This is a genomic window from Marinobacter sp. V34 (assembly GCF_055524115.1).
In genome coordinates, this window is the sequence record NZ_JBUPZY010000012.1 from 1 (window position 1) to 22,744 (window position 22,744).

The 22,744-nt window shown below is 54.5% G+C and carries 31 protein-coding genes; 21 read left to right on the top strand and 10 right to left on the bottom strand.

Features of this window, described 5'->3' with window-relative positions:
* Positions 1-144 precede the first annotated feature (144 nt).
* From AC0B60_RS17400 to AC0B60_RS17430, 7 genes are all read left to right on the top strand, one after another.
* Complete coding sequence (locus tag AC0B60_RS17400; protein WP_465087171.1) at positions 145-1,152, top strand: hypothetical protein; 1,008 nt, start codon at positions 145-147, stop codon at positions 1,150-1,152.
* 106 nt (positions 1,153-1,258) lie between these two features.
* Positions 1,259-1,528 (top strand): hypothetical protein, encoded by a 270-nt coding sequence (locus AC0B60_RS17405; RefSeq protein WP_465087172.1) that lies wholly within the window; start codon positions 1,259-1,261, stop codon positions 1,526-1,528.
* A 161-nt stretch (positions 1,529-1,689) separates the two neighbouring features.
* Positions 1,690-1,896, top strand: a complete 207-nt coding sequence (locus AC0B60_RS17410) for a ParD-like family protein (protein WP_465087277.1) — start codon at positions 1,690-1,692, stop codon at positions 1,894-1,896.
* Entirely contained in the window at positions 1,889-2,662 is a 774-nt protein-coding gene (gene map / locus AC0B60_RS17415; protein ID WP_465087173.1) for a type I methionyl aminopeptidase, read from the top strand. The genes AC0B60_RS17410 and map overlap by 8 nt, the downstream gene beginning before the upstream one ends.
* A 2-nt stretch (positions 2,663-2,664) precedes the next feature.
* Complete coding sequence (locus tag AC0B60_RS17420; protein WP_465087174.1) at positions 2,665-3,081, top strand: GFA family protein; 417 nt, start codon at positions 2,665-2,667, stop codon at positions 3,079-3,081.
* Positions 3,082-3,164: 83 nt separating this feature from the next.
* On the top strand, positions 3,165-3,419 hold the full coding sequence (locus tag AC0B60_RS17425; RefSeq protein ID WP_465087175.1) for a hypothetical protein: 255 nt from the start codon (positions 3,165-3,167) through the stop codon (positions 3,417-3,419).
* 102 nt (positions 3,420-3,521) lie between these two features.
* A complete protein-coding gene (locus tag AC0B60_RS17430; RefSeq protein ID WP_465087176.1) occupies positions 3,522-3,731 on the top strand; it encodes a DUF3565 domain-containing protein in 210 nt (69 codons plus the stop codon).
* Between the two features lie 8 nt (positions 3,732-3,739).
* Here the strand turns inward: AC0B60_RS17430 and AC0B60_RS17435 are convergent, their stop codons facing one another.
* The gene (locus tag AC0B60_RS17435; RefSeq protein WP_465087177.1) at positions 3,740-4,705 is read right to left on the bottom strand and encodes a DMT family transporter; all 966 of its coding nucleotides are present in this window, start codon (positions 4,703-4,705) and stop codon (positions 3,740-3,742) included.
* A 170-nt stretch (positions 4,706-4,875) separates the two neighbouring features.
* On the opposite strand from AC0B60_RS17435, the gene AC0B60_RS17440 reads away from it, so the two are divergent.
* The 7 genes from AC0B60_RS17440 to AC0B60_RS17470 all read left to right on the top strand — a co-directional run bounded on the left by AC0B60_RS17440 (position 4,876) and on the right by AC0B60_RS17470 (position 8,418).
* Complete coding sequence (locus AC0B60_RS17440; RefSeq protein ID WP_465087178.1) at positions 4,876-5,766, top strand: LysR substrate-binding domain-containing protein; 891 nt, start codon at positions 4,876-4,878, stop codon at positions 5,764-5,766.
* Between the two features lie 19 nt (positions 5,767-5,785).
* Positions 5,786-6,352, top strand: a complete 567-nt coding sequence (locus AC0B60_RS17445) for a GNAT family N-acetyltransferase (protein WP_465087179.1) — start codon at positions 5,786-5,788, stop codon at positions 6,350-6,352.
* Positions 6,353-6,387: 35 nt separating this feature from the next.
* Entirely contained in the window at positions 6,388-6,705 is a 318-nt protein-coding gene (locus tag AC0B60_RS17450) for an antibiotic biosynthesis monooxygenase family protein (RefSeq protein WP_465087180.1), read from the top strand.
* Positions 6,706-6,784: 79 nt separating this feature from the next.
* Positions 6,785-7,075, top strand: coding sequence for a nucleotidyltransferase family protein (locus tag AC0B60_RS17455; RefSeq protein WP_465087181.1), 291 nt, complete (start codon positions 6,785-6,787; stop codon positions 7,073-7,075).
* A complete protein-coding gene (locus AC0B60_RS17460) occupies positions 7,068-7,439 on the top strand; it encodes a HepT-like ribonuclease domain-containing protein (RefSeq protein ID WP_465087182.1) in 372 nt (123 codons plus the stop codon). The genes AC0B60_RS17455 and AC0B60_RS17460 overlap by 8 nt, the downstream gene beginning before the upstream one ends.
* Positions 7,440-7,616: 177 nt before the next feature.
* Positions 7,617-8,021, top strand: a complete 405-nt coding sequence (locus AC0B60_RS17465) for a YciI family protein (protein WP_465087183.1) — start codon at positions 7,617-7,619, stop codon at positions 8,019-8,021.
* On the top strand, positions 8,011-8,418 hold the full coding sequence (locus AC0B60_RS17470; RefSeq protein WP_465087184.1) for a VOC family protein: 408 nt from the start codon (positions 8,011-8,013) through the stop codon (positions 8,416-8,418). Before AC0B60_RS17465 ends, AC0B60_RS17470 begins: the two co-directional genes overlap by 11 nt.
* A 23-nt stretch (positions 8,419-8,441) precedes the next feature.
* Here the strand turns inward: AC0B60_RS17470 and AC0B60_RS17475 are convergent, their stop codons facing one another.
* On the bottom strand, positions 8,442-9,401 hold the full coding sequence (locus tag AC0B60_RS17475; RefSeq protein WP_465087185.1) for an AraC family transcriptional regulator: 960 nt from the start codon (positions 9,399-9,401) through the stop codon (positions 8,442-8,444).
* 169 nt (positions 9,402-9,570) lie between these two features.
* On the opposite strand from AC0B60_RS17475, the gene AC0B60_RS17480 reads away from it, so the two are divergent.
* The 3 genes from AC0B60_RS17480 (at position 9,571) to AC0B60_RS17490 (ending at position 12,085) form a co-directional block, all read left to right on the top strand.
* Positions 9,571-10,656 carry an aldo/keto reductase gene (locus AC0B60_RS17480; protein WP_465087186.1) on the top strand — a complete coding sequence of 362 codons (1,086 nt, stop codon included), beginning with the start codon at positions 9,571-9,573 and terminating at the stop codon, positions 10,654-10,656.
* A 157-nt stretch (positions 10,657-10,813) separates the two neighbouring features.
* On the top strand, positions 10,814-11,461 hold the full coding sequence (locus AC0B60_RS17485) for a DUF2959 domain-containing protein (protein ID WP_465087278.1): 648 nt from the start codon (positions 10,814-10,816) through the stop codon (positions 11,459-11,461).
* A gap of 9 nt (positions 11,462-11,470) precedes the next feature.
* A complete protein-coding gene (locus AC0B60_RS17490) occupies positions 11,471-12,085 on the top strand; it encodes a class I SAM-dependent methyltransferase (RefSeq protein ID WP_465087187.1) in 615 nt (204 codons plus the stop codon).
* Between the two features lie 253 nt (positions 12,086-12,338).
* On the opposite strand, the gene AC0B60_RS17495 is transcribed toward AC0B60_RS17490, so the two are convergent.
* Genes AC0B60_RS17495 through AC0B60_RS17525 form a run of 7 tightly spaced genes read right to left on the bottom strand, consistent with a single transcriptional unit; the run spans position 12,339 to position 19,341 of the window.
* A complete protein-coding gene (locus AC0B60_RS17495) occupies positions 12,339-13,706 on the bottom strand; it encodes an amidase family protein (RefSeq protein ID WP_465087188.1) in 1,368 nt (455 codons plus the stop codon).
* Between the two features lie 44 nt (positions 13,707-13,750).
* Entirely contained in the window at positions 13,751-14,758 is a 1,008-nt protein-coding gene (locus AC0B60_RS17500) for a taurine ABC transporter substrate-binding protein (protein ID WP_465087189.1), read from the bottom strand.
* 31 nt (positions 14,759-14,789) lie between these two features.
* Positions 14,790-15,656, bottom strand: a complete 867-nt coding sequence (locus AC0B60_RS17505; protein ID WP_465087190.1) for an ABC transporter permease — start codon at positions 15,654-15,656, stop codon at positions 14,790-14,792.
* A 9-nt stretch (positions 15,657-15,665) separates the two neighbouring features.
* Positions 15,666-16,949 carry a M20 family metallopeptidase gene (locus AC0B60_RS17510; RefSeq protein ID WP_465087191.1) on the bottom strand — a complete coding sequence of 428 codons (1,284 nt, stop codon included), beginning with the start codon at positions 16,947-16,949 and terminating at the stop codon, positions 15,666-15,668.
* Between the two features lie 17 nt (positions 16,950-16,966).
* Entirely contained in the window at positions 16,967-17,743 is a 777-nt protein-coding gene (locus tag AC0B60_RS17515) for a sulfite exporter TauE/SafE family protein (protein ID WP_465087192.1), read from the bottom strand.
* An 8-nt stretch (positions 17,744-17,751) separates the two neighbouring features.
* Positions 17,752-18,567 carry an ABC transporter ATP-binding protein gene (locus AC0B60_RS17520; RefSeq protein ID WP_465087193.1) on the bottom strand — a complete coding sequence of 272 codons (816 nt, stop codon included), beginning with the start codon at positions 18,565-18,567 and terminating at the stop codon, positions 17,752-17,754.
* 21 nt (positions 18,568-18,588) lie between these two features.
* Positions 18,589-19,341, bottom strand: a complete 753-nt coding sequence (locus AC0B60_RS17525; RefSeq protein ID WP_465087194.1) for a GntR family transcriptional regulator — start codon at positions 19,339-19,341, stop codon at positions 18,589-18,591.
* 285 nt (positions 19,342-19,626) lie between these two features.
* Between AC0B60_RS17525 and AC0B60_RS17530 the strand changes: the two genes are divergently transcribed.
* The 3 genes from AC0B60_RS17530 to AC0B60_RS17540 all read left to right on the top strand — a co-directional run bounded on the left by AC0B60_RS17530 (position 19,627) and on the right by AC0B60_RS17540 (position 21,285).
* The gene (locus AC0B60_RS17530; RefSeq protein ID WP_465087195.1) at positions 19,627-19,839 is read left to right on the top strand and encodes a hypothetical protein; all 213 of its coding nucleotides are present in this window, start codon (positions 19,627-19,629) and stop codon (positions 19,837-19,839) included.
* A gap of 114 nt (positions 19,840-19,953) precedes the next feature.
* Entirely contained in the window at positions 19,954-20,775 is an 822-nt protein-coding gene (locus AC0B60_RS17535) for a YciI family protein (protein WP_465087196.1), read from the top strand.
* 24 nt (positions 20,776-20,799) lie between these two features.
* Positions 20,800-21,285: a VOC family protein gene (locus AC0B60_RS17540; RefSeq protein WP_465087197.1), complete on the top strand. Its 486-nt coding sequence runs from the start codon at positions 20,800-20,802 to the stop codon at positions 21,283-21,285.
* A 12-nt stretch (positions 21,286-21,297) separates the two neighbouring features.
* Here the strand turns inward: AC0B60_RS17540 and AC0B60_RS17545 are convergent, their stop codons facing one another.
* On the bottom strand, positions 21,298-22,188 hold the full coding sequence (locus AC0B60_RS17545; RefSeq protein ID WP_465087198.1) for a LysR family transcriptional regulator: 891 nt from the start codon (positions 22,186-22,188) through the stop codon (positions 21,298-21,300).
* A gap of 117 nt (positions 22,189-22,305) precedes the next feature.
* Between AC0B60_RS17545 and AC0B60_RS17550 the strand changes: the two genes are divergently transcribed.
* Positions 22,306-22,743 (top strand): DoxX family protein, encoded by a 438-nt coding sequence (locus tag AC0B60_RS17550; protein ID WP_465087199.1) that lies wholly within the window; start codon positions 22,306-22,308, stop codon positions 22,741-22,743.
* Position 22,744 lies beyond the last annotated feature (1 nt).

Consider the following 22,744-nt stretch of genomic DNA (forward strand, 5'->3'; position numbering starts at 1 on the left):
CAAAGGGCCGAAACTGATGGCTGAACACCGGAATCGTGCTAATCGGCCAGTTGGTGGCCGCGACAAAATTTACAGGAATCAGGCGGTGGGAACAGCTCGAAATCGGGTTTTTCTACAGCCTCGTTAGCTATAATAGGCGACTCTATGCTAATTTTTCTAGATATCGCTACCCGCTTGTTGATGAGTATTGTTCTTTTGCCGCTGACCGCGGACAAGGTTGTCTTGGGACGGGTAATTAAATCTGAAACGCCTAGACTGGCAGGCGAAAAATACAACACGCTGGTGAAGAAGGCTTTTTGGCATCCTGTTGCATTTGATTTATCAGCCATTGTTTTGATGGCATTAATTGCCGCGATCACACCGTCTAGCGAGCACCCGAAAACCCTTATGATGCTTCTCGCTTTTTTGTTATTCGTTTACTCAAGCATAGCTGGGCATAACAATACCTTCAGGCGAACATACATTAACTCGAAAATTCGTCTATTTTCCGTCACGTTCACAAACTATATCTTTCCCTATTGGTTATTTCCATTGCTTTCGTTTCTAACGGCTCTTATGGTTGGACCAGATCGCATGAATGATATCCTGCAAGATTTCAATGCCAGGATCATATTGGTGATTACCTGCTATTCGGGCGTGGCCACCTTATCTTGCTATTGCTACTTGATAAAACTTTTCAACTCCTATTTCATGGAAGCGAATAAGGTGGAGAAGATTGACTTGACACTCGTGGACGCTTTTCGCAAAGACCGTATGGAGTACATGGGTCCAGAACTTCGGGTTCTTCTGCGAGCATGCAATTTCTTTTCTATCCGAAATATATTCTATTTTTGGACAGTTTATTTTTTTCTCGTTCTAAATTTGTCCGTTTTTATGTCGCTGCTATCACACTGGATGAGCGCGCCTTTCACAAATGCAAATGATTTTCTCGCCGCACTCGGGCTCGTCTTCGTGAATATACTAGAGACCTTGGCGGGATTTTCCTTTGTGATCGACGAGGTTGGCGGGTTGCGATGGACTTCGGGTCATGAGCTTGCAAGAACGATTCTTGCGATTGTTTTTGTGGCTTATCCCATTGCATGTTTGCTTGAGCTGAGCTTTCTTCGAAAGAAGCTAGAGACAATAAAATGCAAGTATTGGGAGAAAGCATGAATGAAAGCGCGGCTAACAATCACAGGCACGGCGACGGCTACTACATTTCGGCTTCGCCTTCATTCCGCAGCCGCGCGTGCTGCGGGCGTTATGTAAAACCAAGCCTATGAGCTCATCTCGTCATGCATTGATCGGTTTATTTATTCTGTTGATGGTGCTTGCCAATGTTCTTGCGGCTGATGCGACGCTAGGCCAAAGAGTATTAACCGTTATCGTCGCCGCAATGGGGTTCCACTTTTTTTACGGCTTTTTGTTCGATGCAGATATCCATATGACCGGTTATACCGTCCCAAAAGGTGAGCGGCCGTTGCTCAGGTTTATGCTTGGTGTTACAGGTCTAGGTATCGTCGTAGGAGTTGTCGGTGCGCTTATTTAGTTTCAGTATTTTTGGGGGAATACCATTCCGGCCTTAGGCCTACACCGGACGCCCCTGTCGGGGGCGCGGCTAAGCTAAGCGTTAAAGTCCTCACCAACCTATTGCCTGCCTTTCATCGGGGATATATGATTCATATACATATCGTATATCAAGGGCTTGCTATGGGAATTGTTAAGATTGACGACGAACTACATGCGGAGATTCGTAAGGCGAGCTCAGTTATGGTCCGCTCTATCAATGCTCAGGCGGAGTATTGGATAAAAGTTGGCATGCTCGCCGAGGCGAACCCCAATATGTCTTTTTCTGACATCATGCGCGACCAAATGAAGCGAGCCAACGTAGATCTAAGGAAGGCTGTCGGTGGGTAGTGTAAAACTGAAAAGCGCTGAAGAATTGAGTGTAATGCGGGAGTCTGGTCGGCTTTTGGCAATGGTTTTTGATTACCTCGATAGCGTTATCAAGATTGGGGTCTCAACGATGGATATCAACGATTTGACGGAGAGGTATATAACCGATCAACTGCGCGCTCGACCAGCGAGTAAAGGTCAGTATGGATATCAGTATGTTCTGAACAGTTCTGTAAACCGCGTCGTATGCCACGGCGTTCCTTCAGCCACTCAGAAGCTGAAATCTGGTGATATCGTGAACGTTGACATTACACTGGAGCAGGGCGGGTTTATCGCTGACTCCAGCAAAATGTACATGATTGGCGATGTGTCTCCGGTCGCTAGTCGGTTGGTTGGCAAAACCTATGAGGCCATGTGGGAGGGGATACGAAGTGTAAAACCTGGCGCGACTCTTGGTGATGTTGGTTATGCCATTCAAAGCCACGCCCAGAAGCATGGCTATTCTGTTGTTCGCGAATATTGCGGCCATGGAATTGGGCGAGAAATGCATGAAGAGCCACAGGTCCTGCATTATGGTCAAGCAGGTAAAGGCTTAGTTCTCCAGGAAGGGATGGTTTTTACCATCGAGCCAATGATCAACCAAGGTAAGGCCAAGGTTAAGTTGAAGAAGGATGGGTGGACTGTTGTCACCAGCGATAAGAAATTATCTGCTCAGTGGGAGCATACAATCGCTGTTACCTCCGATGGTTACGAGGTGCTGACGCTCCGGACCGAAGAGCTAATTTAACAATGGAAGGGATTCTGGCGACTGATTATTCCGGTTCTTGTCTGTGCGGCACCGTGAGTTTTGAGATAAAGGGTGACTTCGATAGCTTTTACCTGTGCCATTGCCAGCATTGCCAAAAAGATACGGGTTCGGCCCATGCGGCAAATCTATTCTCACAGTCAGCTAAATTGGTCTGGCGGTCGGGTGCAGATGCTGTGACGTCCTTTACGCTTACAGGTACTCGCCATAATAAAAGCTTTTGTAAGTTGTGTGGCTCAGCATTGCCAAGCACTCAGATCGCAGGTTTGCTCGTTGTTCCCGCTGGGTGCTTGGACACTGAAATATCGATGGCGCCAACAGCGCACATCTTTTCATCCAGCAAAGCTGCCTGGGATGGGGAGTTAGGGGAAGTGCCAGAGTTCGAGGGGCTGCCAGATTGAGCTACCATCACATAATCAGTACCGGCCAGGCAGGGGTTAAAGATCGAGACCGTTTAATATACACCACCTGATATGGACTGCTTATGGAAACGTTTCAAATTCTGATTCTGGTAGTTGCATCCGGATTAATACTTTTTGGGTATTTTCGTTTGCTTTCTGATGAAAACGGACATGTGGATTTGAACGGCTACAGGTTCACAGGCGGTTTAGGGCGCGTTATTAGCGGGGTAATTGAGGGTACTTGGGATATATTTTCACGCCAAATGACTTCCAACAGTTATTCAGCCTTGGCCATATATACCGGGGCATTACTGTTCTATATTTTCTTTAAGCAATAAGCCCCGCATATTCACTCCATGTTTGAAAATCGCGCGGTGAGCGGCACTGAGCGCGCCGTACAGGCTTGGAGCTCGACCAGGTTTCGAGGAGTCTTTGAAAGCATGAACCAACCTATTGCCGGGTTCCACAAGGATGAACTCAACGATTGGGTAGCGGAACTGGCGTGTGGCCATTTTCAACACGTCAGGCATAACCCACCCTGGCAAAATCGACCCTGGGTGGAATCAGCCGAGGGTCGGGACAGCATGTTGGGGCATCGTCTCGTTTGCAAAAAATGTACGTCGGGCGCTCCCGCTGATGTACGGGCCTAATTATCTGGCTAACGGGCTGTTTTGGCCCCGGAATACGAAGCTTCCCTGGCGTATTTTTTCATGGCCCACAACACTCCCGACACCAACAAGGTGATTGCCACTGCCTCTACTGGCCGTGGCAGACGACCGGCATAGACAAAACCGTACAGCAACGCAAACACGGGTTCGAACACGAACACCTGCCCCGTCAAAAACAGAGGCAAGCGCCGCGATGCACCATTCCACAACATGTTGGCAATGAGCGAGCCAACCACTCCGATTCCAAGGCTGATGGCCCAAAACAGACGCCAGTCTTTGCCATCCGGCACGGCATCAGCTGACAGCGCGAGCGAGCTTGGCAACCACAGAACGGCGGCTAGCCCAAGAGCCCAGACACCCGCACTCACGCCCGTCATATAAGCCCACAAACCACACGAAATATCGGTTCGGCGCTTCAATGCCTGCGCATTCAAAACCGTATAGAGGCTCCAGCTGATGAGAGCACCGAACGCCATCAGCAGGCCCTTCACGGACTGGCTGATCGGCTGCGACTGCTCGTCCCACATTTGCAAAGCGTCGGCGTTGATAAACAGAATCCCGAGGACAATGAATAACAGTGGTCCGATAAGGGCCGAGAGTGACAGGGTGTCTTTATCAGACTGGCCGAGCAGGGTGACCACAACCGGAGCCATACCCACTACCAGTGACGCAGGGCCAATGCCCACATCTTGAATCGACCCGGCCAGCAAGGCGAAAAAAAGGACATTTCCCAAAGCGCCGAGCACCATGAGAACCCCGACATCTGAGAGCGATAGCCGTTGCCATAGAGTCGAAAACGATGGTGCAATCAGTAACAGTGACACCCCGCCGTACACCAGAAACCGGCCGGTGGCGATCTCCAGCGCCGAGAACGATGTCAGCACCAGCGGACTAAGGAAAACCAGCCCCCAGAACGCGCCAGCGGCAGCGCCGAGTAACACCCCCGTACGAATCATAAAACGCCCCTTCGGCACATCAACATTGAGGCACGCACTCTAGGGCAATCGTGGCTGCTCCAGTAGAGACATATCCGACTTGAGGCATGCCAATACGGCATGGCTATTAATTCCTGGAAGGTTTGCGCAAAATGACCTTCAAACAGCCCCTGACTCAGACATCAGAACCTATGAACAAACTGAAACGGCTTCCCCCCATTCATGCGATTTCTGCTTTTGAGTCTGTTGCACGGCTCGGGAGTTTTACGGCCGCCGCTGGTGAACTTGATTTGGGGCAAAGCGCAATCAGCAAGCAGATCAAGACTCTCGAAGAGCAAACCGGAACCCCACTCTTTATGCGGCATGCTCGTGGTGTGGAGCTAACGGATGCCGGGAAGGAATTACTCAATACTGTTCAGCCAGCGTTGCATCAGCTATCGGCCGGTATCGAGCAAGTCCGTCAGCGTCACGATGCCGACATTGTCACCGTTATCGCAACTCATGCTGTCGCTCATTACTGGCTGTTTCCTCGAGTGATCGAGTTCAATCGGATACATCCGGAGATTACTGTCAGTATCCGCTCAGACAACGCTATTGATGCATCAAAGGTGACGGAATACGATTTTGGCATTCTGTACGGTGAGGGCCGCTGGCCCTTCCTCGACAAGGCATCGCTGTTTGCAGAATCGGTGTATCCGGTTTGCCATCCAGCACTGGACCTGAAAGAGCCTCAACAGCCCGAGGATCTGGCACACCTGCCGCTGATAGAACTGGATTCCACCGAGTGGGACTGTATCGGCTGGGGTGATTGGTTCCGTAGCTTCGATTTGGAGCACCAACCGGCAGAGAATTCGCCGACCTTCAATCAGGTCACCCTTGCTTACGAAGCCGCTCGTCAGGGCCTGGGAGTTGCTCTTGGCTGGCACTTCATGGTCGCTGAAGACCTTCGATCCAACACGCTGAAGCGTGTGGGTTCATTTACGTTTGAATCTGGCAAACAGGACTATTTGGTTCACAGCACCCTTTCGTCCTTGAAGCCGTCGGCGTCTACCTTCAGGGATTGGCTCCTTCAGTCTTTATAAACCCGGAACCGATGGGACTATGGCAGGATTAATTGAGTTTGAGACCGAGCGGCTACAATTGCGGCAATGGCAAGAAAGCGATTTCGAGTCGTTCGCTGCCCTGAACGCAGACCCACGGGTTATGGAGTTTTTTCCGGAACCGCTGAGTTGCCAGGCGAGCAATGAGATGGCGGAGAAAATTCGTTCGCTCATCAAGCAGCGCGGTTGGGGTTTCTGGGCGGTAGAGATTAAGGGTGCCGAATCCTGTATTGGCTTTTGCGGGCTACACGTTCCCATTGCGACGCTGCCTTTTTCTCCGTGTGTGGAGATTGGTTGGCGGTTATCGTTCGCCCACTGGGGGAATGGCTATGCGTCAGAAGCTGCTCGCGGCGCCTTACGTGTCGGGTTTGAACAGCTGGGTTTTTCTGAAATTGTCTCCTTTGCCACCGTTGGTAATCAGCGATCGCACCGTGTCATGGAGCGAATCGGCATGACGTACAGTGGCGAGTTTGAACATCCCGGTTTGCCCGAGAATAGCCTGTTGCGGCCACATGTACTTTACCGGTTGCAACGAGAGCAGTGGGAAGTAGAACAACGCAACAATTAGCCCCAGTTTGTACTGGGCTCACCCTGGAGCACGCCATGTCAGAAATCGCCAACACCCCCACTCCCCCCTACTACGCCGTCATCTTCAGTAGCCACCGCACCGAGGACGACAAGGGCTACGACGAAATGGCCGCGCGAATGGCGGAATTAGCGGCACAACAACCCGGCTACCTGGGTATGGAATCCGCCCGGGAGGGTCTGGGTATTACGGTGTCCTACTGGGAGAGTCTTGAGGCCATTCGCAACTGGAAGCAGAACGCGGAGCACCAGGAGGCCCAACGGCTTGGCCATCAGCAATGGTATTCGAGCTTTCGGGTGCGGATTGCGAAGGTGGAGCGGGAATACGGGATTTAACCCGACCGTACCGTAGGAGCGGCTTTTTGATAGACTGCCAAATACGACACCGTTGGAAATGCGCCCCGGAGGCTGAACGATGGACAGAAAGCGAGCTCTTGAATTGCTCACTCGCAGTAAACCTGAGCTGGAGACCCGTTTTGGCGTAACCCAGTTGGCGTTATTTGGCTCCACTGCCCGCGATACTGCAACTAGCAGCAGCGATATTGATGTCCTGGTGGCTTTCGACGGCCCGGCCACCTCCAAGCGTTATTTTGGCGTGCAATTTTATCTGGAAGATCTGCTTGGCAGCCCCGTCGACCTGGTTACCGAGAAAGCCTTACGCCCAGAGCTACGTCCGCATGTTGAAAGGGAGCAAGTACGTGTCTGATGACTTCCAGCGTGAATGGCACTTTTACCTGAACGACATGATCGAGTTTGCCGAAAAGGTGCTGACATACACCAAGGGGCTCGATCAAGCCGGATTCCTGGAAAGTGAACTGACCTATGACGCCACACTTCGAAACCTGGAACTGATCGGAGAAGCTGCCACACACATTCCTGACGAAGTACGGAATGCCCACCCAGAAATCCCATGGCGGATGATTATTGCGACCAGAAGTCGTCTTATCCATGGTTATCTTGGAATAGACGACGACACTCTTTGGAGCATCATCCAGGACGACGTTCCCGCATTACTTCCAGTACTTGAGGCATTGAGAACTGAGGCAGGGAAATCCGGGGCTGATTTGTAGTGTCTGAATGGCCGTCAGGGGTCTAATCCATCTTCCCCGTAGTCGTTAGGCAGCGTCAGATTCATTTTCCTATCAAATCAAAAAATCGCACGACTCTGTCGAAAACCGCGGTGCCCAGTCGACTACCCGATAAGCCTATCAAAGGCTTTTGATGAAACGACAATCGGGAGAAACACCATGAAATACATGCTGCTGGCCTACGGAAACGAAGAAAAATTCAACCAGATGAGCAAAGACGAACTGGCCGAGGTTGGAGAGAAATGCGAGCGCTTCGACGCCGAGATGCAGGCGGCGGGCGAGGTCACCTGGGCCGGAAGCCTGGACTGGAGCTCGAAGTCGATGCGCCTCAAGGATGGCAAACTGATAGTCACCGACGGGCCATTCGCGGAAACCAAGGAGGTTGTGGGCGGCGTGGTGATCATCGAAGCGCCGGACTTCGACGCAGCGGTTAAGCTCGCCTCGCTACACCCGGCAGCGCGTATGGGCGAGGAACTGGGCTGGGGCATCGAGCTCCGCCCGATGGACTACTGCCCCGCGAGGCGGAGGCTGCTGGCGAACACGGGAAACCGCTATGACCGTTGAACTTGACCACATGATCGTTCCAGCCCGGGATAGAAAGGCTGCAGCCGAATTGCTTGCCTTCATTCTGGGGGTGCCTTGGGCAGAGTCGGGAGTGGGCCCGTTTTGTCCAGTCTTTGTAAACGAGGGGTTAACCCTCGACTTTGATCAAGCCGATGGACACTTTCCCGTGCAGCACTACTGTTTTCGTGTGAGCGCGTCCGAGTTCGACGACATCTTAGCGAGAATCAGGGACAAAGGAATCGAGTACAGAAGTACCCCACACGGTCCAGTCGATATGCAGATCAATACACAACACGGCGGTCGTATCGTTTATTGGAACGAACCTGATGGCCACGTATGGGAGATCTTGACGGTCAGCTATGCGCGCCAACCGCAGAACAAACCAACAAGTGCCTAACTAGGCGCACGGAGTCAGGCTGGTTATCCGCCACTCTCAATCGCCACACTAGACCGCATCACGGCCTTGTCCCGCCCCGGTGGCGCGCCAAACAGCTTGCGGTAATCGCGGCTGAACTGGGACGGGCTTTCATAGCCGACTTGGTAGCCAACACTCGCCACGTCCTGATCGCTTAACAGCAGCCGCCGTGCTTCCTGCAGACGCACCAACTTTTGGAACTGCACAGGCGTTAAACGGGTGATGCTTTTGAAATGCCGGTGGAAGGTCGCCGGGCTCATACTCGCCATTGCAGCCAGTTCAGCCACCCGGAAGGGCTGTTGGTAGTTCGCCTGCATCCAGGCCGTTACCCGGCCAATGCGGGCGGTGTCGCTGTCCTTCAGGCCGATCTGCTGCACGGCCGCCCCCAGCGGCGAACGCAATATACGCCAACAGATTTCCCGACGGACAAGCGGCTCCAGAACTTCACAGTCATCCTGTTGATCAAGCAACCGGAGCAGGCGGATGACAGGATCGTACAGTTCATCCGGCATCCCGGCCGTGACCAGTGCCGGTTGTTTTGGGCCCCGATACGCCATTTCCGGATGGGTCACCAGCAGCTCGGAAATCATCGCCGGATCAATCGACAGGCTCAGCGCCAGATACGGCTTATCGGGGGAGGCCTGCACGATCCGGGAGTTCACTGGCACATTGACGGACGCCAGCAGGCACTCGCCCTGGCGATAATGAAAAGCCGACTCCCCAACCGCCGTTACCTTGGCCCCCTGCAATACGATGCAGAACGAGGTCTGGTAAAGGGCCCGGATGGTGCCGCTGGGTTCCAGGGCGTGGGTCAGGCGTAAACCGTCGATCGCGCTCTCCGGGCCATGGGTCTGCCATTGCTGCTCGACAAGATCACGGAGCCGGCTCAGGGATAGGTTGTCCGGTTGCATTGGAATCACGTTGGACTGGGCGGTCATGGTGGTCTCCTGTTCTGATGAGATCATAGACCGTCCGGCGCCGCACTTCAGCAGGAGCCTCACCGGGTTGAGATCAGGTTGCGAGGATTGTGCAATCCTCTGAGAGTTTCCGCCAGCTCGATTGGCCGTGCGTCGCCTAGTATGAACCCACGGCCCTGCTCCGGCAGGTTCATCCATAACGAAAAGGTGATCGGCTATGACAACGCCCAACTTACCCCAATCCACCCATGACGCACCCCTGCGCCTGCGGACGCTGGGCAACTCGGGGCTGTTTGTATCGGAACTGTGCCTGGGCACCATGACCTTCGGCGGCGGGGACGACATGTGGGGGCTGATCGGCCAGTTGCAGCAGGAACAGGCTGATGAGCTGGTGAAGACGGCCCTGGACGCGGGCATCAACTTTATCGATACCGCCAACGTGTACGGTGGTGGTGCCAGTGAACGCATCGTGGGGCAGTCCCTAAAGAATCTGGACGTTCGCCGCGAAGATGTCGTACTGGCCACCAAGGTGCTAGGCCCAATGGGTGAAGGCCCCAACGCCCGTGGTGCCTCCCGTGGCCACATCATGAGCGAGTGCAAGGCCAGCCTTCAGCGACTGCAAACCGACTACATCGACCTGTATCAGATCCACGGCTTCGACCCGGCCACGCCGATAGAGGAGACCCTGGAGGCGCTGAATAATCTGGTGCAGCACGGCCATGTCCGTTACGTCGGCCTGTCGAACTGGGCCGCCTGGCAGGTGATGAAAGCCGTGGGCATTACCCGCGCCCGCAGACTGTGCCCGATTCTGTCACTGCAGGCTTACTACACTCTCGTAGGCCGGGACCTCGAACGGGAAGTGATCCCCATGCTGGAGTCCGAAAACATCGGCTTGATGGTGTGGAGCCCGCTGGCAGGCGGCTACCTATCCGGCAAGTACGAAGGGCCGGACGTCTCCGAGGAGAACCGGCGCGCCAAGTTTGATTTCCCGCCCGTCAACCGGGAGCGTGGCAGTGCTGTCATCGCCGTCATGCGGGAGATCGCCACCGGCAAGAAGGTCGACGGCCAGCCCGTCAGCGTGGCTCAGATTGCGCTTGCCTGGCTTCTGCACCAGAACACTGTGACCAGTGTGATTGTCGGGGCCAAGCGGGTAGACCAGTTGCGGGACAATCTCCTGGCGGCACAGGTCCGGTTCTCAGCCGACGAATTGGCGGCCCTGGATGAGATCAGCCGCCTGCCGGCGGAGTATCCAGGCTGGATGCTGGAGCGACAGGGGGCTTATCGGGCACATATGAAGGCCTGATATTCGACCTGGGAGTATTGGCGGTATTCACTGAACGTGTCCGTGGCAGCTTGTCAGTAGGCCGCCATCATGCTTCACTTTCCGGATTCGTACCTATACCCCAACCGGAGACGACCCTATGCCCACCCCAGTCACTGCCAGTTCAATAATGCCACCCATGTCCCGGCGGCTTTGGCTGGTATTACTCAGTGCGGTGCTGCTGGGCGGTTGCTCCTCGCTGTACTACAACACCATGGAAAAGCTCGGCTTTGAAAAGCGCGACATTCTGGTGGACCGGGTGGAAAATGCCCGAGACAGCCAGAACGATGCCCAGGAGACGTTCCGCTCGTCCCTTGAACGTTTCCAGAGCGTGGTGGACACGCCGGATACCGATCTCAAAGATCGCTACGCCGAGATCAGCGATGCCTATGAAGACAGCAAGTCCAGCGCGGAAGATGTCCGCGACCGCATCAACAAGGTGGAAGACGTTGCAGTAGCCCTCTTCGATGAATGGGAGGACGAACTCGGTGAATACGAAAGTGACTCCCTGCGCCGCAGCAGCGAACAACAGCTTGATGAAACCCGTGCCCAGTACAGCCAGCTGATCAGCCGCATGCATGACGCCGAGGAGCGTATGGACCCGGTACTGGAGGCATTTCAGGATCAGGTGCTGTATCTCAAGCATAACCTGAACGCCCAGGCGATCGGCTCGCTGGAAAATGAGCTGGTGGGTATCCGCCAGGACGTGGATGCGCTGATTCGCAATATGGAACAGTCGATTGAGGAGTCCGAGGCGTTTATTCGGCGTTTTCGTAACGGTGGGTGACGGCGTCCCATGAAAAGCTCACAAGAGTTCTGGGACAAGAGCGCACGCCGCTACGCCAAGAGCCCGGTGCGGGACGAGGAAGCCTACCGTAAGAAACTGGAGATCACTCAAGGGTATTTCCGGCCAGACTGGTCGGTGCTTGAATTTGGCTGCGGAACCGGCAGTACCGCCCTGGCTCATGCGCCCTATGTGAAGGAAATTCTTGCCACCGACATATCCGGCAAGATGCTGGACATCGCCACGCAGAAGGCCCTCGATGCTGGTATTGAAAATGTGCGCTTTCAACAAGGCACGCTGGAAACCCTGGCGCTGGAGGCGGAAAGTTTTGATGCGGTGCTGGGGCTCAACATTCTCCATCTGTTGGAAAACCCCGAAACGGCGATTGCCCGGGTTCATGAACTGCTGAAACCCGGTGGTGTCTTTGTTTCCAGCACCGCTCTGATGGGCGAACTGATGGTGCTCTGGCGGCTGTTGATTCCTGCCATGCAGGCGGTGGGCCTGGCGCCGTTTGTGCATCGCTTTACCCGGCAGTCACTGGTGACGATGCTGGCCAATGCAGGGTTCAGCCTCAATTATGAGTGGCAACCGGATAAAGCATCGGTTTTTCTAATCGCCCGGAAGTAACTCGTTAACTTCAATCATCGCCCAAAGGTAAAATTATAATGTGATGTCGATTTCACATGCTCCGGTTCGACTTAATTAAGAACCCATCGAACAAACGGTGCCCACGCACCGGAGGAGCAGGAAATGCTGAAGTTATATGGAACACCCCCAAGGTGCCAGTGCTGTTCGATTGCAATCTGGTTGTAACCACGTCAGCTGCAATCCAGATTTACCTCGCCGCGAAATTCCGTTCAATTGCCCTCAGGAAGTTCTCTTAGGGTTTATCGGGCGCACCATGCCTAACTTCACTGATCAGCTCCCACTGTTTCGCCAGCGCGAGCATGCGGTAGTCGCTGTGCCTTGGGCCGGCAAAGCTGACACCGAATGGCAGGCCGTCGGACCGAATTTCCCCCGGCACCGACACAACGGACAGGTCGAGTAGATTGCCAAAATTGGTGTAGTACGCCATGTTTCGGTTAAGCACTAAGGGGTTCGCTTTCACCTCGTCACACCGGTAAAGCGTACCGGCCGTTGGCATCAGCAAGCAGTCAAAGGGTGCCAACCGCTGATAGACCTCAGCTTTGAGCTGGTTCAACCGAGCCAGATCCGACCATATCTGGTGATGGGTTACCGTTTCGCCTTTCAGGATACTTTCTGCGACCACTCCATTCACGGCGTCCGCGTTCTCTTTGATGAATTCACCCACCGAATCAAACCGCTCACTAATGAACGCCCCATCGAACAGCATAGCGCCGGCCTCTGCAAACGGACTGAAATCGATCGGCTGAATACGGGCACCCTGTTTTTCAAGAGTCTTCAACAATCCTTTGAAACACGCCTCAGCTTCGGCATCGTCGAAGAACATTAAACCGTCAGCATCCGGAACTGCGAACACTATGTTCTTTAGATCCAGTTCCAGATCTTCCAGCAGGCAAGCGGCTTTGTTATTCGCCATGAGTCTACGAAAAACATAGTCAGCCTCGGAGGCAGTTCGGGCAAAGATGGGGATGCAGTCGATGCTCTTGTTTGCGTACACCATACCCTCATTGCTGAGCAGGTGCGGCGTCGGCTTGAAGCCAACAATATTGCACATGGCAGCGGGCAATCGCCCTGAACCACCGGTATCACTGCCTAGCGAGAAGGTTACGCAGCCGTTGGAAACCACAACACCGGACCCCGAACTGGAACCGCCCGGAATATAATCCGGATTGAAGGGACTAACTGGATGTGGATCACTGCGCACCCCCACCACGCCAGTGGCAAACTCATCCATGGTGTTTTTACCGACCAACATCGCACCCAGATCGAGCAAGCGCTGAACCACCGGCGAGGTAGTTGTGGATAGCCTTTTGTAATCCGGGCAGCCTGCACACAGCGGCAACCCTTCAACGTGAATATTATCCTTGACCGCAAACGGAATGCCGTAAAGCGGCAGATTGGTGTCCAGACTTGCGAGATAATCGGCACGAGCCAACACCTCTTCCTCTGGCACCAGGAAAATCCATTCGGAACACGAGCTTCTCTCTCTGATTCGGCGCAGTACCTCCTCAGCAACCTGTCTAGGGACAAACCGTCCCGCTCTGTAACCTTCCTGTAGGTGAAATAGATCCAGGCCTTGGTATGACGTTAAAGAAGCTCGCATGTCCGAATGTTCCCATTGGTTATGGATTAATGGCGTTCAGCCTGTTACTCAACAACGGTTTCCAGGTACTCCGGCACCAGGAAGTTTTCAAAGGTTTCCCTCGAGGGCACCATAGGCAGGCGCTTTTGATCATGGAGGAAGGTGGAGGTTGACAGCAGGGTGTCTACAAACTGGCCGCGCTTTTCGCTGTCGCCGATGTATTCCGCAGTCAGCTGCTCGTCGCAAGGAACCATTTTCGTGCCCTTCATCATCCGCTCAGCGTCTCGCAGGTCCAGTTGGAGCTCTTTGGCGATGATCTCCGCCGTTTCCGCCGGGTTATTCAGCCAGAACTCGATACCTTTGCATTCTGCGCGGACAAACTTCTCGACGTAATCCGGATGCTGTTCAGCAAATTCGTTCATCACAACGCCCACGTCCCAGGTGGGATAGCCGCGCTCCGCCATGATGCCGGAGGTCATGAAAAGGTTCGCATCGCCTTCCAGAACCCGTCCAAGAGCCGGTTCCCAGAACCATGCCGCGTCGATATCGCCACGGAACCACGCCTGGGCGATGTCGTTGGGCCGGAGGTCAATGATTTTCATTGAGGCGGGATCTATTCCTTCGTCATTCAGGGCGTTGAGCAACAGGTAGTGGGTGGTGGAACCAAAGGGTGCGGCAATGGTTTTTCCCTTGAGATCTTCCAGGCTCTTGATATCCGCTGAAGTGCGAACGGCCATGGCCTCAACATAGTCGAGCATGTTCAGTACCATGATCCCCTGAATGGGCAAACCTCGGGTAACACCGATCGCTGTGGGTGGATTACCCAGGCCGCCAAAGTCCACCTGATCCGCCGCGATGGCACGCAGCATATCGCCACCACCACCGACATTAATGTAGTTAATCTCTACTCCGGGCATTTCCTCCTGCACAAGACCCAATGACTTGGTCACTAGTTGCGCGTTAACCAGGTTCAGGTAACCGATGGTCACCTCTTCGGGCGCATCTGCGTGGGCCGGAACGGCCCCGATACTGAGGCCAAGAGCTGTTACGGCTGAGCATAGAAAAGTCTTCATGTCGTTCTCCTTACGGGTTTTTGAGGTTCACTTAATGGGTTTTGAGCTTGGTCCAGGGCATGATGATCTGGCCTGTCAATTTGAGAATCAGATCCAGTGCCATACCGGTAATTCCCAACACAATCAGGCCCATGATGACGATGTCGCCCAACAGGAACTTGGCAGCATCCCAGATCATCCAACCGATACCCGCGGTGGCTGCGACGATCTCAGCCGCAACCAGAACGGTGTATATAAATCCGAGGGAAATCCGCATTCCAGTGAGTATGGTAGGGCCCGAACCCGGCAGGTAGACTTCCCGGATCAAGTCCCAACGGCTGGCACCCACCGAGCGCGCAGCGCGGATATAATTCGGGTTAATGTCCGACACCGCAGAAATGGTGGCGATGATGATGCCGGGCAGACCCGACAGGAAAAGCAGGGCCAGCTTTGAGGATTCACCAATCCCGAGCCACATCACCAGTAGGGTGTAGAGCCCCAGTGGCGGCAACGGTCGGTAGAATTCGATAATCGGATTGAACACCCGGTGGGCAGACCGCGAGGTTCCCATCATCACACCCAGCGGTATACCAACCAGGCAGGCCGCCGCAAAGGCCGTCAGAATGCGGTACAGACTGGTGGCAACGTGCTCCAGTAGCGTTGACCCCTGGTAGCCTACGGTCGCCACTTCAATGAATGACTGCCACACGCTCACTGGCGATGGCAAAAACAGCGGGTTTGCCCAACCCATCGCAGTCACCAGAAACCAGGTACTGATCACCACCACAACCGTCAGAAATGACAGGTATTTTCCGTTTTCAATATTCTTGCGAATGAACGGCGGCATTCGCATCTGCCGCTGTGGTATTCCGTCGTCAAAGGAAATTGCTCGCGGAGTGACTTCATTATGAATACCCATGGTGTTCACCTACTCTGCCACGCCGAGAATGTTGGGTATGGCCAACGCCAGTACTTTCATGGCGGCGACCGATTTGGTAATCGAAATGCTTTCATTCACTGGTGACCATCCGTCTTCGCCCGGCCCGAAAGTCACCGCGTTCATGCCCGCCTCACGGAAGCGTATGGTGTCGTTAAAGGCGTTCTTGCGGTTGGGGATGGGCGCGTCACCAAGAACCTCGCGATAGGCCGCTGTGAGTGAGGCGTTTGGCTCTTCCTTCATCGGAACGGGCTCCGTTCCACTCACGAATAACGAACCGTGCAACTGGGCCACCTCAAACTCAGTGCTCTCATGGCCGGTAAGGGCCTCGGCAACGGTTGCGGAAATATCGTCCACCACGGATTCAATGGTCATTCCTGGAAGAATGCCGACCACGGCCAGCGTCAATTCGCAGGAATCGGGAGTAAACTGCATTTCGCCGGGAAGACCGCCCGCCATCCTGACCACGCAGGCACAGGGCGGTGTATGACCCGGAAACTCCGAGGGCGTATGACGGAAGGCCATCTTGTTGATCACGGGTACCAGTTCTGACGCTTCGCTGATGGCATTCACGCCGGTGTCTGGCCGCCAGATGTGAGATTTGATTCCCCGCACCACCAGCCGAACCAGACAATGCCCGGAGTTGGCGACCGACAGGTTCATGCCCCAGTCGTCTGAGCCTTTACCCCACGCGGTTGGCTCGATGGTTATGGAATGGTCCGCCTTGATGCCGATGGTTTTGGTGAGATAGATGGAGCCATGTACCCCGTCTTTTTCCTCGTCCACCGTGTAACAGCAGATCAGGTCGCCCTTAAACTTCACGCCGCTTTCCAGCACTGCTTTAACCGCCAGCAACGAGGCCGCCAGATTGGCCCGGGTATCCGAAGTCCCCCGGCCGTATATCCAGTCACCATGACGGGTGGCCTTGAAGGGGTTACCGTCACATTTGTCCCACCGCTCGGGCTCAACCGCTGGGTAGGTATCAAGGTGATCGTTGATCATCAGAGACGGGCCATCACCCTCCCCCTTCAGCACTCCGACGATGTTCGGGCGCTTGGCCTGGGAGTAGTATTTGCTGACTTCAAAGCCCATGGCCTCCAGTTTTCCGGCCACAAACAGAGCGTAGGCTTCTTCCTCACCGGCCGGAATATCCGGGTCCAGCGGATTAGTGGAATTGGGCTGGCCAATAGCGACCATTTCAGTCGTCAAGTCGATCCATTCCTGTTCGTCAATCCGGCTGATCAGGTTGGTTTTCTGGGTCTCATTCAGGGTCATGCTTGATCCTCGTAGTGTCAGAAATGGGTGTTCACAATTTTCAGACCCAGGACTATCAACGTTGACAGCATCAACAGGGTCGTCATCACATCAAAAAAGAGGTCCGGCAGCCGGCGAGACACCAATTGGCCAATCAACACGCCCGCCAGTGTGGGAAGCAGGTAAAGCTTCACGTCGCTCAATACGGTGTCCGAGAGTCCACTGAGTGCCACAGATATAATCAGCATCCCGCTGTATGAACCGACCATTAGTGCAAAAACTGTGGCACGCACCCGTGAGGGATCCAGTCCCTTGCCCCGCAGAAACACCAGTGCCAAAGGACCGGGCATGGCGAGGGTTGCGCCCATCACCCCGGACGCCATGCCGTATAACATGCTGGTCCGGTTTTCGGCCTGCACCGTCAGGTTGGTCTCTGCCCGGTCTACCACCTCCGGGCCGGTGCCCTGTGTCTGCGCGCAGACATATCGGACAAAGCAATAACCCAGAGCCATGAGCGCAGCGATACGTATCGAGGTCATCGAAACCAACAGCAGCAATCCGCTGCCGATCACCAAACCCACAAGAGTTCCAGCTGCCAGTTGACTGAGCTCTCGGAGCATTACTCGCCTCCGCAAAAAAGGCGCGATGATCGTCACAATGACCAACGTCAGCACCCCGGTAATCTGTATCGCATCCACAGGGTCGTAAAAGGCCAACAACATAGGGGCGACAATCAAGCCAAACCCGAGCCCTGCGGTGATCTGCACCAAAGCCCCTAGAAAGCAGACGACCAGAATTAGCAATTCCATCGACATAATTGGCCTTAGAAGGTGCTCATGCTTTCAGCACGAATGATTTCCATGCACTCTCTCTTAATGGCCAGGAACTCTGCTTCAGATGAGATCATCTGGGTTCTGGGCCTAGGGAGCGGGTTGGTAATGTCTTTAACGATCCGTCCTGGCGATGCACTCATCACCAGAATGCGATCAGATAGAAAGATGGCTTCGTCCACGTCATGGGTGACGAACACCACCGTGGTTCCGAACTCTTCCCACAGGTTCAGCAGGTTTTCCTGCATCATTAGACGGGTCTGATAGTCCAGAGCGGCAAAAGGCTCATCCATCAACAAAACCCTGGGAAAAGTCGCCAAGGCGCGCGCGATGCCCACCCGCTGCTGCATGCCTCCTGATAGCTGATCCGGATAGTGATGCTCGTACTTCTTCAGGCCCACCATTTCGATGAAGTGGTTAACGGTGCTGTTCGCCTCCACGTCCCGAATAAGCTTCGGCCCCAAGCCAATATTTGCTCTCACGGTTTTCCAGGGCAGCAGTGAGTGCTGCTGGAATACCATGCTGCGATCCGCTCCCGGCTGTTCGATGACTTTGTCATCCAGTAACGCCTTGCCACCGGTGGGTTTTACAAACCCGGCGATCACGTTTAACAGGGTGGACTTGCCGCATCCGGAAGGCCCCAGAACACAAACGAATTCACCGGGATTAATCGTCAAATCGGTTCTGGATAAGGCCACCGTTTTACCGACATCCGAGTCATAAATAACTTCCAGATCATCGGTCCGAAGCTCGCCTCTGTCGGTCGCTTTTCGGGAGCTGATTCTCGCGTTTTGCATTGCTGTGTTCATGATCAAAAACCTTTTGTTGGATCAACCCAGGTGAGCTCGATCGATTTCCATGCCGAATCGGAACCGGTCACCGCGATAAAAGAGGTTTTCATAGAGCAGGGGTTCGCCAGAGCCATTCAGAATCGTGCGCTCAATGTGCAGCGCAGCACTCCCGGGCTCCATATTCAGGAAGCCTGCAAGCTCGCTATCACAGATCATGGATTCGAGATTGACCCGGGCCGAAGCGATGGCAATTCCACAGTCGTTTTCAATCACATCGAACAGGTCTCTGTGTTCGAGGTCCGCGTTGCCAAAGCCATCGCTGACGTGGGTGGGTGCGTAGGTGATATCAAAGGCAAGTGGTTCTCGGTTCAGATATCGCAACCGTTGAATCCTTGTGACATGAGCGCCCGTGGAGAGCGCAAGGCAACTGGCCACGTTATCCTTAGGTGTTTCTGTGATGATCGAAATCAACTTGGAAAACGCTTCCTGGCCAATGCTGGCTGCGCTTTCGCCAAAACCTTTCAGTGTCGACACGTCAAACTGGGCCTTGGGCATGGACACAAACGTGCCCTTGCCATTGATCTTGAATATCAGACCGTCCCGCTGGAGTTGGCTTAGCGCCTGACGAATGGTGATGCGGCTGACCGAGAACACTTCAATCATCTGTCGTTCACTGGGCAACTTCTGGTGCGGCGCGTAGGTTCCGTCCAGAATTTTCCGCCGAATGCTTTCTTTCACCTGCTGAAAAAGAGGCATCGGTAGTACATTTACATCGCTAAATTGGTTTTCCATACCTGTCTCGTCACAACCTGTTATAACCAGTTACGTCAGGTTTTGCATAGGCTGTGCCAGACTAAAAAACTTTTTCCTTTTCAAATATCTATAGTCTTCCGGAAAAGAACATGCTGATGGGGAAATGCGCTGCTGTGACACATAAATCGAGAGTAAGCACTTTTTGTGTGCATTATTCAGTGAGGAACGCAGTCCGGAGGGGTAACCTATCCTAATCCATAACCAGTCGAGCCATAGAAAAGTGGGCCCGGCGATTTTCAACACTGTTTGCCCACGAGGATCTATATGAAACAAGTACCCCAAAAACAGTCCGGAACCAGCGGCTACTCATGGAAACTGTCCGCCGTTGCGGCCGTGGCTTCCGTCATTGGAGCGGTAGTCACCTTCGGAGAGGTGTCACCGATCATCACGGGTCTTATTCTTTTGACCGCCGTCGGTTGGGGGTTTACCGCACGGGACAACAAACGGGGTGCGGAACAGGCAGAAGACTCACAGTGAAACTGAGGAATTGAGCCGCTTACTGTCGAATATTTTTCCTTTCCCCTGTCGATTTCCGCCAGCACCATGCGACTAACCAGTGATAACCACCAACAAGCACTGGAGAACGACGATATGAAATACATGTTGATGCGCAAGGCCGATGCCGACACCGAGAACGGCGTATTACCCTCTGAAGACATCCTGCAAGCCATGGCGGACTATAACGACCGTATGACGCAAGCCGGAGTGTTTACCGATGGCGACGGCCTGCGGCCAACCCGGGAAGGTTGCCGCATTCAGTTTCACAACGGTGAACCTACCGTTATCAAAGGCCCCTTCGAGCAGACCAGCGAGCTGCTGGCCGGCTACAGTGTGCTTGAGGTGGAGTCCCTGGAAGACGCCATCGCCTGGGCAAAACAATGGCCAAAAGAAGATGCCGGCGGCAATGTCACCCTTGAATTACGCCGTTACTTCACGCTGGAGGATTTCGCGCCCAGCCCCGCGCTTGAGAAGCATCGTTCGCAGGAAAAGCTTCCCCGGGAGATAAATGTGCACATGGCTTTTGGCGGCAACTGCCGGGAAGCCATGGAATTCTATGCCGAAGTGACCGCCGGCACTCTGGAAGCTGTGATTACCTATGGCGAAACGCCTGCGGCAGAAGATGTGCCGGAGGAAATGCATGATCACGTTGTCCATTCCTCCCTCAATATCCGCGGCCGCCGGCTGATGGGGGCGGATATGTCGGGAGAATTCTATCAGCCACCCCAGGGCACCCATATCCACCTTGAATACGATGATACCGACCAGGCGGAGCGGGTTTTCCGGGCCCTGTCCGAAGGGGGCACAGAGATCATGCCGTTCGAACAGACCTTCTGGGCACATCGTTTCGGAATGACCAGGGACCGTTTTGGTGTCCAATGGATGATCAGCAGCCAGCTTGAGCAGTGCCAATAAGCGACAACAACAGGGAGTCGTGCGATGAGCAAGCGAGCAAAAAATACCATATGTCTCTGGTACAACGGCGATGCTGAGGAGGCGGCAAATTTCTACGCCAGGACCTTCCCCGATTCGTCGGTGGATGCCGTAAATCATGCGCCGGGAGACTATCCATCAGGGTCGGCAGGGGATGTACTGACGGTGGAGTTCACCGTGCTGGGCATTCCCTGTCTCGGGCTCAATGGTGGCCCCATCTTCACGCACAGCGAAGCGTTTTCATTCCAGGTGGCCACCATGGATCAGGAGGAAACCGATCGCTACTGGAACGCGATTGTGGGCAACGGCGGCGAGGAAAGTGCCTGCGGCTGGTGCCGGGACAAGTGGGGTATTTCCTGGCAGATTACGCCGCAGGTGCTGTCAGACGCCATGACCGACCCAGACCGCGCAACCGCGAAACGGGTGTTCGAGGCCATGATGACGATGGGTAAGATCGATGTCGCGGCTATTGAGGCGGCGCGTCGAGGTTAGACACAACCGCTCCTACACAATCTCCGGAAACGCCGACACCAGGAAATCCACCAGCGCCCTCACCTTGGGCGTGACAAATTTACGAGTGGGATAGACTGCGTACACACCCAGTTCGCCGGAGCGGTAATCCTGCATCAGCTCCACCAGCCGCCCGGTTTCCAGGTCGTCCTGCACCAGGAAGCTGGGCTGATGGATCACCCCCTGACCGGCCAGGGCGGCGGCACAGCAGGTTTCACCGTTGTTGGCATGCATCCAGGGCCGTATCCGCGTGCTCAATGGTCCGTCTGGACCATCAAAGTGCCAGTCGTTACCCGTGGCCAGGTTGCTGTAGGCGATGATCTTGTGATGAATCAGGTCCTCAGGATGTTCTGGCGTGCCGTGGGTGCTGAGGTATTCGGGGGAAGCGCAGACCACAAGCCGCGTGGTGGTGAGACGCCGGCTGACCAGGGTGGAATTCCTCAAGCTGGCAATTCGAATTGCCAGATCAAAACCTTCTTCAACGATATCCACAATGCGGTCGGACAGGTCGATGTTGAGCTCCACATCCGGATATTCGGCATGAAACTGCCCCCATAGCGGCGCCAGGTGGCGAATGCCAAAACTCACCGGGGTATTAATGCGCAACACACCCTTGGCGACGCCGCTGCGTGAGGTCAGTTCTGCCTCGGCCTCTTCCACCCCTGCCAACAACTCTCGGCAACGCACGTAGAACACTTCCCCTTCCGCCGTCAGCGACAGTCGCCGGGTGGTGCGGTGAAGAAGTCGCACCCCAAGCCGGGATTCGAGTTCACCAACGTAGCGGGATACGGCGGCTTTCGACATCCCCATTGCCTCCGAGGCGGCTACAAAGCTGCTCTCATCCACAACGGCGCAGAAGGTCTGCATCTCCAGCAATCTATCCATTCTATTGTTCCGATTTTCGAGACAGTTAATCCAATAAAAGCATGTTTATCCCAAAATAAGATATTCGTAAAGTATCCTCATGCTCAACACACATCTCATACACAAGGAAACCGGATCATGGACAATACATTCCTCAACAAACTGCTCGACACCAACGCTGGCTGGGGCGCGCTTGCCCTGCGCATTCCCGTCGGCATCATCTTCGTGGCTCACGGCGCCCAGAAGCTGTTTGGCTGGTTCGGTGGCTACGGCCTGGAAGGCACCGGACAATGGATGGATTCCATCGGCCTGAGCCCGGGTTACCTCATGGCTCTTCTGGCCGGTGGCACCGAGTTCCTGGGCGGCTTGGCGCTGATCATCGGGTTACTGGTTCGCCCCGCCAGTGCAGCGCTGGCCTTCGCCATGTTGATTGCCATTTTCAGCGTGCATTTCCAGAATGGCCTGTTCATGAGCAACAACGGCTATGAATTCGGTCTGGCATTACTGGCGGCTTCAGTTTCCCTGCTGTTTAGCGGTGCCGGGCGTGCCTCCGTGGACCGTTTGGTCACTCAATAAA